The organism is Paraburkholderia aromaticivorans (assembly GCF_012689525.1).
In the GTDB taxonomy this organism is placed as follows: Bacteria; Pseudomonadota; Gammaproteobacteria; order Burkholderiales; family Burkholderiaceae; genus Paraburkholderia; species Paraburkholderia aromaticivorans_A.
Genome location: NZ_CP051515.1, coordinates 2,642,139 through 2,658,461, shown reverse-complemented (window position 1 = coordinate 2,658,461; position 16,323 = coordinate 2,642,139). Strand labels below are relative to the sequence as shown.

General features: G+C 62.7%; 14 protein-coding genes and 1 pseudogene. 9 read left to right on the top strand and 6 right to left on the bottom strand.

Annotated features, from left to right (window positions below):
* The first annotated feature begins 332 nt into the window (after positions 1 to 332).
* Positions 333 to 905 (top strand): hypothetical protein, encoded by a 573-nt coding sequence (locus tag HF916_RS23730; RefSeq protein ID WP_168791228.1) that lies wholly within the window; start codon positions 333 to 335, stop codon positions 903 to 905.
* A gap of 146 nt (positions 906 to 1,051) precedes the next feature.
* On the opposite strand, the gene HF916_RS23725 is transcribed toward HF916_RS23730, so the two are convergent.
* The 3 genes and pseudogenes from HF916_RS23725 to HF916_RS23715 all read right to left on the bottom strand — a co-directional run bounded on the left by HF916_RS23725 (position 1,052) and on the right by HF916_RS23715 (position 5,449).
* On the bottom strand, positions 1,052 to 1,432 hold the full coding sequence (locus HF916_RS23725; protein ID WP_168791227.1) for a DUF2917 domain-containing protein: 381 nt from the start codon (positions 1,430 to 1,432) through the stop codon (positions 1,052 to 1,054).
* 292 nt (positions 1,433 to 1,724) lie between these two features.
* Positions 1,725 to 3,295, bottom strand: a pseudogene (locus HF916_RS23720) (IS3 family transposase).
* A 165-nt stretch (positions 3,296 to 3,460) separates the two neighbouring features.
* The gene (locus HF916_RS23715; protein ID WP_168791226.1) at positions 3,461 to 5,449 is read right to left on the bottom strand and encodes a sigma-54-dependent Fis family transcriptional regulator; all 1,989 of its coding nucleotides are present in this window, start codon (positions 5,447 to 5,449) and stop codon (positions 3,461 to 3,463) included.
* Between the two features lie 118 nt (positions 5,450 to 5,567).
* Here HF916_RS23715 and HF916_RS23710 point away from each other — a divergent pair, with 118 nt between their 5' ends.
* From HF916_RS23710 to HF916_RS23680, 7 genes are all read left to right on the top strand, one after another.
* Positions 5,568 to 5,735, top strand: a complete 168-nt coding sequence (locus tag HF916_RS23710) for a hypothetical protein (RefSeq protein ID WP_206001845.1) — start codon at positions 5,568 to 5,570, stop codon at positions 5,733 to 5,735.
* A gap of 151 nt (positions 5,736 to 5,886) precedes the next feature.
* Positions 5,887 to 6,951, top strand: a complete 1,065-nt coding sequence (locus tag HF916_RS23705) for an ATP-NAD kinase family protein (protein WP_168791224.1) — start codon at positions 5,887 to 5,889, stop codon at positions 6,949 to 6,951.
* Between the two features lie 40 nt (positions 6,952 to 6,991).
* On the top strand, positions 6,992 to 7,975 hold the full coding sequence (locus HF916_RS23700) for a thiamine pyrophosphate-dependent dehydrogenase E1 component subunit alpha (protein ID WP_168791223.1): 984 nt from the start codon (positions 6,992 to 6,994) through the stop codon (positions 7,973 to 7,975).
* Positions 7,976 to 8,069: 94 nt separating this feature from the next.
* Positions 8,070 to 9,074, top strand: coding sequence for an alpha-ketoacid dehydrogenase subunit beta (locus HF916_RS23695; RefSeq protein ID WP_168791222.1), 1,005 nt, complete (start codon positions 8,070 to 8,072; stop codon positions 9,072 to 9,074).
* 3 nt (positions 9,075 to 9,077) lie between these two features.
* Entirely contained in the window at positions 9,078 to 10,190 is a 1,113-nt protein-coding gene (locus HF916_RS23690) for an acetoin dehydrogenase dihydrolipoyllysine-residue acetyltransferase subunit (protein WP_168791221.1), read from the top strand.
* Position 10,191: 1 nt separating this feature from the next.
* Positions 10,192 to 11,178 carry a lipoyl synthase gene (gene lipA, locus HF916_RS23685; protein ID WP_168791220.1) on the top strand — a complete coding sequence of 329 codons (987 nt, stop codon included), beginning with the start codon at positions 10,192 to 10,194 and terminating at the stop codon, positions 11,176 to 11,178.
* A 286-nt stretch (positions 11,179 to 11,464) separates the two neighbouring features.
* Positions 11,465 to 12,565, top strand: coding sequence for a hypothetical protein (locus HF916_RS23680; RefSeq protein ID WP_168791219.1), 1,101 nt, complete (start codon positions 11,465 to 11,467; stop codon positions 12,563 to 12,565).
* A 484-nt stretch (positions 12,566 to 13,049) separates the two neighbouring features.
* Here HF916_RS23680 and HF916_RS23675 read toward each other — a convergent pair whose 3' ends face one another.
* Both HF916_RS23675 and HF916_RS23670 read right to left on the bottom strand, forming a co-directional pair.
* Positions 13,050 to 13,442, bottom strand: a complete 393-nt coding sequence (locus tag HF916_RS23675) for a 2-oxoglutarate dehydrogenase (RefSeq protein ID WP_240975483.1) — start codon at positions 13,440 to 13,442, stop codon at positions 13,050 to 13,052.
* Positions 13,443 to 13,526: 84 nt separating this feature from the next.
* Complete coding sequence (locus HF916_RS23670; protein ID WP_168791218.1) at positions 13,527 to 15,374, bottom strand: S10 family serine carboxypeptidase-like protein; 1,848 nt, start codon at positions 15,372 to 15,374, stop codon at positions 13,527 to 13,529.
* Here HF916_RS23670 and HF916_RS23665 point away from each other — a divergent pair.
* A complete protein-coding gene (locus tag HF916_RS23665) occupies positions 15,293 to 15,511 on the top strand; it encodes a hypothetical protein (RefSeq protein WP_168789127.1) in 219 nt (72 codons plus the stop codon). The two genes, HF916_RS23670 and HF916_RS23665, sit on opposite strands and share 82 nt — an antisense overlap.
* Positions 15,512 to 15,820: 309 nt before the next feature.
* Here the strand turns inward: HF916_RS23665 and HF916_RS23660 are convergent, their stop codons facing one another.
* Positions 15,821 to 16,309 carry a GNAT family N-acetyltransferase gene (locus tag HF916_RS23660; RefSeq protein WP_168791217.1) on the bottom strand — a complete coding sequence of 163 codons (489 nt, stop codon included), beginning with the start codon at positions 16,307 to 16,309 and terminating at the stop codon, positions 15,821 to 15,823.
* Positions 16,310 to 16,323 lie beyond the last annotated feature (14 nt).

The window sequence follows — 16,323 nt, the reverse complement described above, 5'->3', positions numbered from 1 at the left end:
GATTCGACGGCCATGCAGTATGCGTTTAATGCTATGTGCATTTAAAACCTGTCGCTCATTATGAATGGCGGTGGCAATGTCACGTCGTGGCCGATTGACAGGATGCCGCTGTGACGCCACGTCGCGGCACATTACAGGGCTGCGAGAATTCATTTGAAAATCACAATTCAATCAATTGCAGGATGTTGTAAGGCATGTAAAATCATTTGCGTCGTACCTTTTGAAAACTATCATCCTGAAGATACACAGGCACTCATGGCGTTAAGAATCGGCATCCCGCGGTTTCAGATCGCCGTCACGCTGGATCAAACAATTTCTCAAGGAGCACGCATATGAAGGCAACGACGATTGGAGCAGCGTTGATGTTCGCGGCGTTCGCCGCAGCCCAGCCGGCCTGGGCGCAAGATGCCATGGCCAGTGCCGCGCAAGGCATCGTCAGCGCGGTAGAGCCGGTGCATGTGAGGGCGCAGATCGTCGGTATCGATCCGGGCACTCGCACGCTCACGCTCAAGGGGTCGGGCGGCAACGTGGTGGTCGTGCTCGTGAGCCAGCAGGTGGCGGGTTTCGACCAGCTCAAGGTGGGTGACCAGGTGGACGTGCTCTACAAGAATGCGCTGCTCGTGAAGGCCGAGAAGGTCACCGGCAAGGACAAGGGCATTCGCGCGCGTGTCGACACGCAGGTGTATGCCCCGGCCTCGGGCGGATTCGAATCGGCGCGCCAGATCGAAGTGCTCGCCACCGTGCAGAAGATCGATCGCAAGAAGCGGCTGGTCACGCTGCGCGGCGCGTATCAGACGCAAACGCTCGAAGCCGGTCCGGACGTCGATCTGAAGGACGTCAAGGTCGGCGATACGATCCACGCGGTATTCGTCTCGGCCGCGGCCGTGCAGGTTACGCCAAAGTAACGTCACAAGCGGCCGAGTTGTCTTGCATGATCGCGCGTTCATGCAAGCCGGCATGCGAAGCAAACACCCCTCATTGCAGGGGTGTTTGCTTTTTTCCCGCCGCGTGTGATGTCTCGCTGAGCTGAGCCGCGCTATCACGTGCGCGGCTAACGCGGCCCAGGCGGTCCCAGACTCAACCACGCGAGCCGTCCCAGCCAGCGTCTGAGCAGGCTGCCTCGCGCCGGCAGCGCGTAGCTCAACGACACGCGCGCAACGCATTCGCCATCGGTACTGAGCCACACGCGCTCGCCGCGTTGCAGCTGGAATGTGTGGCCCGGATCGAGCCAATGATCGTAAGGTGAACTGACACGTGTGAGCCAAAGGCGCGCGCCCTGCACGGCGAGCGTGCTATCGGCTTCGACGCGCCAGGTCAGCGTCGCGCCTGGCATCACGGAAAAATGCAACACCAGCTTCGGCAGACGCTCGTCTTGCCGATACGCCACCCGACTCGATTCGTCATCCATGCACTGCGGGCTTGCCTGATCCATCTCGTTCTCCGTCATCAAGCCGGCTGACGGAGGCGCCCGCAAAACAAAAGGCCCCTTCCGTTACCGGCGGGGCCTTGGGGATGTGTTACGCAGACTCAGACTGCTAACGCGCACGCACTCCCAATGGCCAGCCGATGATGGCTCGCTTCGGGTGTGTAATCGCATTGGCGATGGTGATGTGCGTCAACATGAGATCGAGTGTGCCGTTTTGCCGCAGGTCTTGTCAATCGAAAAGATCGCAATCCATTCGAACGGAAGTTTTCCAGCTAGTTGTCGCCTCGACGTTTTGAATTCAGGCTGCTTTTAATTCCTCGTTACGGGGTCGTCGAATGTCGACGGTCGGCTCAGCACGACCGGGATTCAGATGCACGACATGAACGCGCTGCCAGTCCCGCGTGGCACCTTTCCATCGTAGCGGATGACGTTCGCGCGCACCCTCGTAGAGCGCCTTGCGGCGCTCGAGGATGTCCTGATCAAGATTCGCATGGCGCTGGGCCGGCGTCACGAAACGGATCGCACTGTGGCGGTGTTCGTGGTTGTACCAGCGCACTAGTTCTGCAACCCAGGTGCGGGCGGCGAACAGGGTATCGAATGCCTCTAACGGATAAGCGGGCCGGTACTTCAGCGTTTTGAACAACGATTCCGAATAGGGGTTGTCGTTGCTCACGCCGGGGCGACTCAACGACGGCATCACGCCCAAGGCCTGCAAGGTGGCAAGCATCGTGGCGCCCTTCATTGGGCCGCCGTTGTCGGAGTGCAAAATTACCTGGTTGGGCTGGATCGCCTCACGCGCGCATAGATCCTTGAGCACCTCGCTGGCCTGGGCGCTGCTCTCTTCGGCGTAGACCTGCCAGCCGACGACCATCCTACTGAACACGTCCATAAACAGATACAGATAAAAGTACTGCCCGCGGATCGTCGCCGGCAAGTACGTGATGTCCCAACTGTAAAGCTGATTCGGCGCGTCCGCGCGAACCGCTCGTGGTTTGCCGCATGATTTGACCGGCCGTTCACTGCGCCGATGGGCAAGCTGCTTCTCGGCTTTCAGCACCCGATAGAACGTCGACTCCGAGGCGATATAGCGTTGCTGGTCAGCCAGCCGAGGCACGATCTGGCTCGGCGGCAAATGACCAAACTCGGCCGAGTTCGCAACTGCCAGCAGCTCGGTGCGTTCCTCGGCGCTCAGCTTGTGAGATGGCTCATGGCGTCGTAACGAGCGCCCGTCCACCGCGTCAGGTTCGCCACCTTGCCAACGCTGAACCGTCCGTGCGCTCAGCCCCAGCATCTCACACGCGGGCGCCTGGCGAGCCCCCGCCAGGGTCGCCTCGCTGATCAGGCCGATCAATGTTTTGCGCTCTTCAAGGGCTGTCATTCGGCCTCGCCCTCGAACAGCGCACGATACTTTTTTTGCAGCACCAACAGCGCCGCCGCCTCCGCCAGCGCTTTCTCCTTGCGGTTCAATTCGCGCTGTAATTGCACATTGGCTTGCTTCAGATCCCGTACTTCCTGGCCGTTCTCACGCCGACCGCCGGTCCCGCCGACGGCGCAAAAATCCATGCGCCACAGCGTTAGATGATGAGCAAACAGCCCCCGCTCACGACACCACGCGTTCAGTGCTTCGTCGACCAGGCCGTGGCTCTCATGCAAAGCCAGCAGCCGTTCTTCCGGCGACCAGTCTGCTGGACGTTTTGCTTGTCCGGAGCCTGAGCTCCGACCCGCAGCGGCGCTACCTCTCATCCACTTCCTTAATGTCAGTAAATTCATGTTCAATTCGTCGGCCACCGATCCAACCGTGCGGCTCCCGCGCTGCAAAACTTTCGACAGCGCTTGCTCTTTGAACTCGACAGAATACGTTTGTTTCACCTTCAACCTGCACCTCTGACTCTTCAATTTAAGAAAATTCAGAGGCGACAACTATTGTGACACCGGGGGCGAACGGGTGCGCGAAATGGAATACGAAAACGCGTAGTGGCAATGGCGACTGGCGCGTTTTGCACATGCCCGCGCATCACACTGACAACCGGCGCTTCATCGTCGATGCGGCGCGACGATGCCCAGCGACGCAATGCGTCGATACAAAGTGGCGCGCGACATGCCGAGCGCTTGCGCCGCTACGTTGGGCCGCCATTGATGGCGTGTGAGCGCGTCGATAATGCGCGCGCGTTCTTCGCGCGGGTCCTGCCGCGCGTCCCGTTGCCGGCCGTCATGCAAATCGATCCGCAATAACGCGGGTTTGTGCGCGGCCTCGGGCGCGAGCAACGCCGCTATATCCGGCGCGACATGGCGCAATTCCACGCGCGCGCTGTCGCAGATCGCGCAGGCGTAGCGCAGCACATTGCGCAACTGGCGAATGTTGCCCGGCCATGCGAATCCGGCAAGACGTTCGGCAAGTTGTGGGTCCAACGTGAGCACGTGGCCGGCCATTTGCGCTTCCTCGTCGAAGACCGCATCGATCACGTCGCGGATATCCGCGCGCTCGCGCAGCGGCGGCATCGGCAAGGACGCGCCGCTCAGCCGGTAATAGAGGTCTTCGCGGAACGTGCCGGCCGCGACCATCTGCGCGAGATCGCGGTGCGTGGCGCAAATCACGTCGATATCCACGCGTACGGGTGCATCGCCGCCGAGCGGCGTCACTTCGCCTTCGGCCAGCACGCGCAGCAGCCGCGTTTGCAGATCGAGCGGCATGTCGCCGATTTCATCGAGAAACAGCGTACCGGTATGTGCCTGCGCAATTTTGCCGCGCGCGCCGCGGCTGCGTGCACCGGTGAAGGCGCCGGGCGCGTAGCCGAACAGTTCACTTTCGATCAGCGATTCGGGAATCGCGCCGCAATTCACCGCGATAAACGGTCTCGTGCGCCGCGCGCTCGAATCGTGCACCGCGTGCGCGAACACTTCCTTGCCGACACCGGTCTCGCCGAGAATCAGAATCGGCAGACGCTTGCCCATCACGCGCAACGCCACGGCCGCGTTGTGCGCGATCTGCGGCTCCGCGCTGTGCAGAAAACGTCCGAGCGCACCGAGTTGCAGGTCGTTTTGCGACGCGGTTTGCGACGACCGTGCGGCGCCGTCGTTCATCGTGGACGCCGAGCGCGAGATGCGCCTGAGCGGCGCGCGAATACGCGCATACAACGTCGTCCCGGTCGCGCGCAGGCGCAAGCCGACAATCGCATCCGTGCGCGCGACGTCGTGCAGGTGCGAGCCCGAGGTGTCGAATACGTCGTCGATATGGCGCGGACCGTTCAGCGCCGGAATGCACTCGCGCGCCTTGCGATTGGCGGCGACGAGATTGCCGCATTCGTCGAAGGCGATCAGCACTTCGGGCTGCGCCTCGACAAAGTTGCGGCTCGAATGGCCGAACAGAATCCAGTGCTGGGTCGTTTGATTGAGGAAGTAACCGTCTTCGATCAGACCGGCGCTTTGCCGCACCAGTTGAAACACGAGCCGCTGGCTGTCGCGGTTATCCGGCGACTGCACGGCGGACGCATCGAGCACGCCGATCATCTCGCCGGTCGGCGCGAAGATCGGCGCCGCGCTGCAGGTGAGCGTGGTGAACGCCGCGCGGAAATGATCGGTCTTGTGCACGATGATCGGCGCGAGATCGGTCAGCACATTCGCCACGCCGCACGTGCCTTCTTCGCGCTCGGACCAGCACGAACCGATATACAGGCCCGCATGCTTGAAATCGCTGCGGCGTTCGCGGTCGATCCTGTAGTCGATGGTGACGCCGTGCGCGTCGGTGAGCATCACGCAATAGTCGGCGACTCGAATCATGTCGTGCAGACGGCTCAGGCATTGGCCCGATGCACGCAGAAAGTCTTCTTCTTTGCCTTGCACTTCGCGCAATTCTGCCGACGTCAGCACGCGCGGTCCGATCACGGCGCCCGGGTCGAGCCGGTACTGTTCGAACGAACGCTGCCACGACGAAACGAGCCGCGGAGAATCGGCGGGCGCGGGCAGGCGTCCTTCAATGGCGCCACGCACGCGGTCGATGTGCTGGGTCTGCGAGACGTAAGGCATGGTCAGCTCCAGGCGAGCGACACACAGTGAGATCAGGGCTTCTTGTATCACATCCCGCTTGATGAATCACACTGCAATGCAGCACGCGAGACGCGTGAGACGTTTGTCTCAGTCTCAGGTGAGACGGCTTGCCCTGTCGCGCGGATCGAGGCGGGTGAAGGGTTTGCGCCGCGCCTTCTATCTGCTCGGCCATGCGACGAATGCCGCACGCGCCATGCGTGAGACGCCTGGAACGCTGCATCGCGTGGTGCCGGCTCACCATCTCAATCTACGTTTCGATGCGTAGAGCCTTTAAACAGGGCACTTTCGCGCGGTGGCGCGATTTTTCAGCAGATTGGCACACCCTTTGCAGTGTCTTGTGCATGACAAAGCGCTGTCGTTCGACGACGGCGCTACCTATACAAGCCCGCGTGCGACGCGGGTAGGAGACAAGCACAGTGCTATCGCCCATCACCGTCGGCGTGATCGCGAACCCTGCGTCGGGTCGCGACATCCGCCGCCTCACCTCCTATGCGTCGGTGTTTCCGACCTCCGAAAAAGCCAACATGGTCGTGCGCCTGCTGGCCGGGCTCGGTGTGCTCGGCGTGACCCGCGTGCTGTGTTTGCGCGACCGGACCGGCGTGGCGGCGCTGCTGCTGCGCGCGCTCGATACGCACGACGCCGTCGCCTCGCAACAGCGCTGGCCCGAAGTCGAGTTCATCGAACAGCCGATCACCGACAGCGTCGCCGATACCCACGCGGGAGTCGCCGCGATGCTGAAGGCGGGCGTCGAACTGATCGCCGTGCTGGGCGGCGACGGCACGCATCGGGCCGTGGCCGCGCATTGCGCGAGAGTGCCGCTGCTGACCTTGTCCACCGGCACCAACAACGCCTTTCCGGATTTGCGCGAAGCCACCGTGGCCGGCCTTGCCGGCGCGCTCGTCGCCTCGGGCGCCGTGCCGCCGGATGTGGCGCTGATGCGCAACAAGCGACTCGTGGTGCGCTGCACGGCCGGGCCGAATCGCGGCCGCGAGGAAATCGCGCTGGTCGATGTCTGCGTAAGCCGTCAGCGCTTCGTCGGCGCGCGGGCCGTGTCCGATCCGGCCGATATCGAAGAACTCTTTCTCACGTTCGCCGCGCCGGACGGCATCGGACTCTCGTCGATCGGCGGAGCCTGGGCGCCGGTTGAGCGCACCGCGTCGCACGGGTTGCATCTGCGCTTTGCCGCGCCCGGTGAATCAGGCGTGCCACTGGTGGCGCCGATCGCGCCAGGCCGCGTCGAGCGCGTGCTGATGCGCACCTGCGAACGCTTCGAAGTCGGCGTGTGGCGGCCGCTGGAAACCGAACACGGCACGCTCGCTTTCGACGGCGAGCGCGAAATCGAACTGGAGCGCGGCGACCGCTACGAGATCGCGCTGGATTGGGAAGGGCCGCTGACCGTCGACGTCGAACGCACGCTGCGTTTCGCGGCGTCGCGTCAACTGGTGCGGGAAGTGGCAAACGTGGTTGCGCATCAAAAGTAGGTTGTGGGCAGGCAGTGCATTCATTCCAAGGAGACACACCATGTCGGTTTCAACTGAGTTGAGCAAGGAAGATCTACTGAAGGCGTATCGCATGATGCGCACGATCCGCGAGTTCGAGGAGCGTCTGCACGTGGAATTCGCGACCGGCGAGATTCCCGGCTTCGTGCATCTGTACGCGGGCGAAGAGGCGTCGGCGGTCGGCACGATGCTGCATCTGAACGATGCCGACTATGTGGCGACCACGCACCGAGGCCACGGCCATTGCATCGCCAAGGGCGTGGACGTGCGCGGCATGATGGCCGAGATCTACGGACGCAGGACCGGCGTGTGTCACGGCAAAGGCGGCTCGATGCATATCGCCGACCTGTCAAAAGGGATGTTAGGTGCGAACGGTATCGTCGGCGCTGGCGGCCCGTTGATTTGCGGCGCGGCGCTCGCCGCGAAGTACAAGAAGTCGGGCGGCGTGGGCGTGTGCTTCTTCGGCGACGGGGCGTCGAATCAGGGCGTGATTTTCGAATCGCTGAACCTGGCTTCCGTATGGCGGTTGCCGGCGATTTTCGTGGCGGAGAACAACGGCTACGCTGAAGCGACGTCGTCGACATGGTCGGTCGCGACCGACAACATCGCGGACCGTGCGAGCGGCTTCGGCATGCCGGGCGTGATCGTGGACGGATTCGACTTCTTCGCGGTGCATGAAGCGCTCGGTGAAGCGATCGAACGCGCGCGTCAGGGCGGCGGACCGACGCTTGTCGAAGTGAAATTCTCGCGTTATTTCGGCCATTTCGAAGGCGACGCGCAAACCTATCGCGCGCCCGGTGAAGTGCAGAAACTGCGCGACGAGAAGGATTGCCTGAAGCGTTTCGAAGAGCGGGTGGTACGCGCCGAAATGCTGAGCGCGGATCAGTTGCGTGGCGTCGATGCCGAGGTCAAGAGTTTGATCGACAGTGCCGTGGCGGAAGCCAAGGCTGCGCCGTTGCCGACTGCCGAGGATTTGTTGAGCGACGTCTACGTGTCTTATCCGTAACGAACGCGTTGGATACCTAAACGAATTGCAATCAACCTTGCATGGGACCGAAGTAAGCGCCAAAGCGCCCGCTATTGGTCAATAGGAGACAGACATGGCACGCAAGATCACATTCTCTCAGGCAATCAACGAAGCACTGAGTCAGGAAATGGCCCGCGATGAAACCGTCATCGTGATGGGCGAGGACAACGCGGGCGGCGCCGGCTCGCCCGGTGAACAGGACGCATGGGGCGGCGTTCTCGGTGTTACGAAGGGACTATTCCACAAGTATCCGGGCCGTGTACTCGATACGCCGCTTTCCGAAGGCGGCTATATCGGCGCGGCAGTCGGCGCGGCGGCCTGCGGCATGCGGCCGGTCGCGGAGTTGATGTTTATCGATTTCATGGGCGTGTGTTTCGACCAGATCTTCAACCAGGCCGCCAAGTTCCGCTACATGTTTGGCGGCAAGGCGGTCACGCCGGTCGTGATCCGCGCGATGCAGGGCGCGGGCCTGCGCGCGGCAGCCCAGCATTCGCAGATGCTGACTTCGTTGTTCACGCACATCCCCGGACTGAAGGTGGTCTGCCCGTCGACGCCGTATGACGCGAAGGGCCTGCTGATCCAGGCAATCCGCGATAACGATCCGGTGATTTTCTGCGAGCACAAATTACTCTATACCCGCGAGGGCGACGTGCCCGAAGAGTCGTATGCGATTCCGTTCGGCGAAGCGAACGTGGTGCGCGACGGCGACGACGCCACGATCATCACCTACGGACGCATGGTGCACTACGCCACCGAAGCCGCCGAAAAACTCGCGAAGGACGGCATCCAGGCTGAGGTGATCGACCTGCGAACGACCTCGCCTCTCGACGAAGAAACGATCCTGGAGAGCGCGAAGCGCACCGGACGCGTGGTCGTGGTCGACGAAGCGAATCCGCGCTGCTCGATCGCCACCGACATTTCCGCGCTGATCGCGCAGCGTGCGTTCCACTCGCTCAAGGCGCCGATCGAAATGGTGACCGCGCCGCATACGCCCACGCCGTTTGCCGGCGTGCTCGAAGACATGTACATCCCGTCGGCCGCGCAGATCGCCGACGCTGTGCTGAAAGTGAGGGCTTGAGCGATGCCGATCCATATGATCACGATGCCCAAATGGGGCTTGTCGATGGAGCAGGGACAAGTCAACGGGTGGCTCAAGGCCATCGGCGACAAGGTAGTGAAGGGCGACGAGATTCTCGACGTGGAAACGGACAAGATCTCGTCGGGGGTCGAGTGTGCGTTCGAGGGCATCCTGCGCCGGCAGATCGCCCAGGAAGGCGACACGCTGCCGATCGGCGCATTGCTGGCGGTAGTGGCGGACGCGGAAACGCCGGACGCGCAGATCGATGCCGAGGTCGAAGCGTTTCAACGCGACTTCGTGCCGGCCACGTCGGCGGATGGCGACAGTGGCCCGCAGCCGGAGAAAGCGCAGATCGGTGGGCGCCCGGTGCGTTATCTGAAACTCGGCGAAGGCGGCACGCCCGCGCTGCTGATTCACGGCTTCGGCGGCGATCTGAACAACTGGCTGTTCAATCACGCCGACCTTGCCGCGCATCGGGCAGTGTGGGCGCTGGATCTGCCGGGTCACGGCGAATCGGGCAAGGCGCTCGAGACCGGCAGTGCCGACGAGCTTGCGGACAGCGTGATCGCCTTCATGGATGATCGCGGCATCGACAAGGTGCAGTTGATCGGCCACTCCATGGGCGCGCTGATCGCGATGACCGTTGCTGCGAAAGCGCCGGGGCGCGTGGCGTCGCTGGCGTTGATCTCGGCCGCGGGTCTGGGCAAGGAGATCAACGGCGACTACATCCACGGTTTCACTGAAGGCAGCAATCGCAATGCGCTCAAGCCGCAGTTGGCGAAACTCTTCGCCGATCCAGGTCTCGTGACGCGTCAACTCGTGGAGGACATCGTCAAGTACAAGCGGCTCGAAGGCGTGCCCGAGGCGCTGCGCAAGATCGCGGCGTCGGCCTTCGACGGCAACGTGCAACGCACGAGCTATCGGGACCGGCTGGCGGAACTCGCGCCGCGCAGCCTGGTGATCTGGGGCGCCGGCGATCAGATCATCCCGGCCGCGCATGCGCAGGGCTTGCCAGGCGACATCCGCGTTCATGTGCTCGACGGCAAGGGGCATATGGTGCAGATGGAAGCTGCGTCCGAAGTGAATCGTCTGCTCAACGATTTTCTGGGGCGCTGAGATGGCTGCCGCATTGCAGGGCGACAGCGTCACCGCGCTCGGTCAACATGGCAAGCGCAGCGCTGACAAGCTCGCGCGGATTCCGGTGAAGATCGTGCCGGCCACGGACGGTGAGGTCTTGCCGAAGCCGCCGTGGCTGCGCGCGAAGCCGATGATGAGCGAGACGGTCGCCGGCATTGCGGCGATTCTGCGCGAGCACCGTTTGCATTCGGTCTGCGAGGAGGCAATGTGTCCGAACATCGGCGAATGTTTTGCGCGGCGCACCGCGACGTTCATGATCATGGGCGGTATCTGTACGCGGCGCTGTGCGTTCTGCGACGTCGCGCACGGCCGTCCTGCGCCGCTCGACGAAGCGGAGCCCGAGCGGCTCGCCGATGCCGTGGCGGCGCTCGGCCTGCGCTATGTCGTGGTGACGTCGGTGGATCGCGATGATCTGCGCGACGGCGGCGCGGCGCATTTTGCGCGCTGCGTGGCGTTGCTGCGCGAGCGCGTGCCGGGCATTCGGGTCGAAGTGCTGACACCGGATTTTCGTGGACGTGTCGAGCGGGCGTTGCAGGCGTTTGCGGACACGTGGCCGGATGTGTTCAATCACAACCTCGAGACGGTACCTGCTTTATATCGTGCCGCGCGTGCGGGCTCGGACTATCAGGGCTCGCTGCAACTGCTCGCGCGTGTCAAACAGGCGAACGCGGCGATGCTGACCAAATCAGGATTGATGGCCGGATTGGGGGAATCCGACGAAGAACTGCTCGACGCGATGCGCGATCTGCGCGCGCATCGCGTGGACATCCTGACGATCGGGCAGTATCTCGCGCCGTCGCGTTTTCACATGCCGGTGCGGCGGTACGTGACGCCACAACAGTTCGACGCCTGGCGCGAGGCGGGTTTGGCGATGGGTTTTCGCGAAGTCGTGGCCGGGCCGCTGGTGCGCTCGTCGTATCAGGCCGACCAGATTGCCGATATCGCCATGGCGCGCGCAACGCAATGATATGAAGAACGGTTGCCGCCCTCGCTTGTCGTTGTAGACGACAGCGAGGAGCGGCAATGTCGCCGTTTAAAAGCAGGCGCGGTCCGCTATTTCGCCTGCGACAATCTATGTCGAAATATGTCGCGCGGCACGAAAAACGCCCGCAAACCCTTGTCGCGCGGGCCGTCTTCGTGGTGAAACAGGGTGACATATCTTCCCGGTCGATTATGTCGGCGTGTCCTTCTATAGTCCGTTTCGTCGCCACGCAGCAGTGACAGAAGTGGCCCGAATCCCAGAAGGACATACCGTGAAAAATCGTTCGTTGATCGTCCCGGCCACCGCCGCTGCCTCTGTCTCTGCTTCTGCCTCTGTGACGACCCCCTCATCCGCTCGCGGCGCACTGCGCAAGCTCGTGCTCTCCGCGACGGTCGCCGTGCTCGCGCTCGGCAGCGCATCGGCGTTCGCCTGGTCGCAACACGGCACCGCCTACACGTCGCACGGCACCTATAACGGCGCGCGCTACGGCTCGTGCGGTGGCGGCAGTTGCTCGCATGCGGGCGGCGTCGCCGGCCCTTATGGCGGTCTCGCGACCAACACCGGCACGGTGACGCGCAATGCGCCGGGCCAGTTCTCGAATTCGGGCACCGCGACGGGACGCTACGGCAACTCCGTCCAGCATGCAGGCGACACCAACTGCGCCGGCGGCACGTGCTCGCACACCGGCACGCTAACGGGACCGGACGGCAAGACGGCCACCACCTCCGGCGATGTCACGAAGAACGGCCCGGGCCAGTATTCGTCGTCGGGATCGGTAACGGGTTCGAACGGCAACACGGTCAACCACTCGGCGTCGACGAATTGCGCCGGCTCGACGTGCTCGCGTTCGGGCACCGTGACCGGTTCGGATGGCGGGACCGTCAATCACTCCGGTTCGGCCACGCGTGTGGCACCGGGCGTCGTGACGACCTCGACGAGCGTGACGGGCACGCACGGCAACACGGTGTCGTCGAGCGGGACGGTGGTGGCGACCACGGGTGTCGTCGCGACGGGCGGCACGACGGTGGTGGTGGCGCCGAAGCCGGTTGTGGTCGCGCCGCCGGTTGTGTATGTGCCGCCGCCTGCGGTCGTGGTCGCGCCTGCACCGGTGGTGGTCGCGCCGCCGCCGGTTGTGGTGACGCCCGCTCCTGTCGTAGTCGTGCCGAAGCCGGTTGTCATGACGCCTGCACCGGTTGTGGTCGCGCCGCCGGTTGCTTATGTGCGGCCGCCGGTCGTCTACGCACCGCCGCCCCCGCCGCGTGCCGTGTATGTCGCTCCGCGAGTCGTCTATGTCGCGCCGGCGCCGCGTCCGGTCGTGTGGGTGCCGGGCCACTGGGTCGGCCGAGTCTGGGTGCCGGCGCACTGGTCCTGATAGGTGCTGTGATGCGAGTCAAATCCCGCGTAACAGTTCAGACGTGCCGATCGGCTTTCAAGTGTTCATCGACACGGTGGTTTTACAAGGCGGGCGCGTTGGCAGCGATTGTGGTTGCCGCGAGCGTGGCGATTGGGACGAGCCGCTTCGTTGCGGCAGTTGATACGCGTGCCGCGAGTGAATCGTCGCAAGAATGCTCCGCTCGCTACGCCGCGTTGCTCGATCTTGCGGAATTGGCGAGACGTGATGGTAAATCATCCGAAGTGGTCGTGCGCGGGCTGAGCGACAGAGGCGGCGCGATGAGCGGATGTTTGTCGATGGCTGGTGCGAGGGCGGACTAGCCTTGTGATTGCCACTCACGTCACTCACAGCATGGACAGCACTTACGCCACGCCACGCCCGACACTCACGCTACGAAAAAGAGCGCTCCCGGTTGCAGAACCGAAAGCGCTCTTCGCCATGCGCGGCGTAGTGACCTGCCGCGCTAGCGCCCTTGCTGCTGCAAATACTGCCTGACGTCGCTCAGCGTCACGCTGCCTTTATGGCTCGTGTCGATCTGATCGAAGTGCTTCGCCACAAAGCCGAGACCCTGGCTTTGCGCCTGCGCTTTCGTGACCGACGCGCCGTTGCTGAGCGCCGAGTTCGCCCCAAGACGCGCCTCGAGCCGTTGTTGTGCCTGCTGCTGCAATGCCGTGCCGGTCGATGGCGCGATCGGCGCCGCACGGGTTTGCGGAAAGAACGGACCGTCGACGCCGCGTGCGCCGTTGGGCGGCGTCGCGGGCGCTACCGCTTGCGGCGGCAACGCATACGCACTGCCGACCAGGCAGCCGAGCGCAATCAACGGGGAGACACGCCGTAACTTATCGATAAGAGACATGATGACTCGCATGGATTGAGTGAATAGGGTATCGCGAACGAGGTCCATCCGACCGGTTCCGCGCAGGTTTCCATGAAGGCCCCATCAGGGCGCCGTCACTTGCGCCGTGGCGGTGGCGGTCGGCTCGCTGGCGGGACTTTCGTCGGGCCACGGCGCCGGCAGCGTCCAGAGCGCGAGCGCATCGGGCAGCGGCGTGCCGCGATAGAAGCGCACGAGGTCGCGCTTCATCAGCGGACGGGCGACGTCGTCGAGATAGATCATGTGGCCACCCTGGAAGAAATTGACCTGCAAATCAGGATTCAGGCCGGGCACGGTCTGCAGTCGCGCCAACTGCTTCTCGGTATTGAAGAACGGCGTGGCCAGATCGTGAAAGCCGTTTTCCGAGAGCACCCTGAGTTGCGGATTGAGCGTCAGCGCGCCGAGCAGGTCGGGGATCGTGTCGGGCAAGGCCTGCCCGTCGTGCGAGAAATCCCAGAGCTCGATGATTCTGTCGTTCAGCGGCATATAGGTCGCGTTCGGCGCCGTGTAGCCGAGATAGTCCGGCATCTGGGTGGCGAGCGCCGTCGTGAACGGCTGCGAGATCAGGATGTCGGACGGATCGGAATCGCTTTGCAGACGCGGGTCCGAATTCGGCAACGACACGCGCCCGTCATAGCGGCCGATCGTCGTGCCGGGCAGCAGGCTCGTCGAAAACGGATCGCGGTTGAAATAGCCCTGCAAGGCCTGCACGGTCAAACCCGACGGCAAGGTCCACGACTCAAGCGTTTTCGCATTGGGGAAGACGGGCTTGCCCAATGCGCCGGGTATGCCGAGCTGGCTGAGCACCCATGACTGCGAGTAGCGCCTGAACCTCTTGTATTCCGCCGTGACGAACAAGCTTGTCTGCAACGCATAAAGATCCAGACTGAGCGGTGCCGGCGAGGCCTGGTTATAGTACGCCGCGACCGCTGCGTAGCCGGGGAAATAGCCCGCCAGCGTATCCGTATCGAGCGCCAGTTCCTCCGACGAGCCCGTGATGGCGACGGCTTCGATCGCATCCGAGAAATAGTTCAGGATTGCAGATTGCAGGACGATGCCGGTCAGATGCACGCCGGCGGATTCGAGCGCCAGCGCCAGCATGTCGGTACGCGGCGTGCCGTACGACTCGCCATACAGATAGATCGGCGAGCTACTGCGATTGTTGACCGCCAGATAGCGCTGGATGAAGTCGCGCATGATGTTGACGTCCGCGTCGGTCGTCCAGTACTGCTTGTTCGTGCTCGGCAGGATCGCTTCCGAAAGCCCGGTGCCCGGCGGGTCGATGAAGACCATGTCCGTGGTGTCGATCAGGCTCTCCTGGTTATCGACGAGCGGATAATTCGGCCAGTTGCCGAACACCGGATCGGGCGTGGCCACGCGCGTCGGCGCGAATGAGCCGAGCCGCAGCCAGATCGACGAAGAACCCGGGCCGCCGTTATAGACGAACGTGACGGGGCGCGCCGCACCGTTCGTGCCCGGCGCGGTGTACGCCACATACGACATGGTCGCTTCGGGGTTGCCGTTTGCGTCGGCCGCCGTCAGATGGCCGGTGGTGGTCGTGTAGTTGATCGGCGTCCTGCCGAACGTCCATTGGTAGTGCATGACCGCCGCTTTCTCGGAAGCCTGGGCGGGCGCGAGGCCGTCGTTGGGCTTGGCGGAATAGGCGACCAGGTCGATATAGGTTTGATTGGCGGTCGACGCTTGCGGCTGCGAGGCCGCCTGCGCGCTGAGTTGCTGATTCGCAGCGGTCTGCTGCATGCTCACGGCCGTGCCGGAGGACGAACTGCCGTCCCCGCCGCCACAGCCGCCGAGCAGCATGACCGTTGCTGCGAATGCCATTGCCAGAGTTCCTGGAGCCGGCAGCCTGCGCTGACGGAAAGGGCGATTGCCTCGAAGACGCTCGTCTCGTTTCATCTCTATCCTCGGTGGTGGATTCAGATACCTTTTTTGCAAAGGCCGCCATGACGGATGAAGATGCATCGGAGTTCGAATTATTCTGGATGCATCGCCGCAACACAGCGGTGGAGACCAACTTGCTTAAAAATGCATAGCCGTTTGCTGGTTATGCAAGATGCGTAGAATAACTAAATATTGTGATTGGATATTCCGGTTATCTCCGGCATGTTTTTCCGCAATCGAATATTCGTATATTGGCGGCAGATAAAAAATAGGTGACGCCGTAGTCCTTTGTCAAGGACGCGACGAATTTCCGTAATGACGGCTTCGGAAAGCCGCGCGTGGATTCGTGCGGAAGTGAGTGCGTACGGACTTTACGTCGCAATTAATTCGCTGATTATTTATTGCAGAATGTAAGTTGGTGTTTGCTAAACGTAATGAATAATCAATGTGGCGTTGCTCGACTAGGTCGATTGATTTTCCGGGCGAATCAGATTGCGCTCCAGAAATACCGCGCCGGTAATCGGATTGAAGACATAAGCCGGAATCCGTTCGAAACCCAGCGATGCGTAAAGCTCGAGCGCGGCCTGCATGGTCGGCAGCGAGTCGAGGCGAATGCGGTGATATCCCGCGTCTCTCGCGATATCGCAAATCCGCGTTGCCAATTGCTTGCCGGCCTGCAGACCGCGTCCCGTTGGACGGACATAGAGCCGCTTCATTTCGCACGTGGTGTCGTCGAGAGGCCGCATGGCGACGCAGCCAACGAGTTCTTCATTCTTGTGCGCGAGAAGCACCCGGCCTAGCGGTGCCGCGAATTTGCCGGGCAAGTCGGCAAGCTCGGACTCGAAGTTCTGGAAGCTGAGATCGATGCCCAGGCTCTCGGCGTATTCGCGGAAGATGGCCCGGACCGCTTCCAGTTGCTGCGGGAATTGGGCGGTGGTGATCTGGATCATGGGTGTTCGTCGGT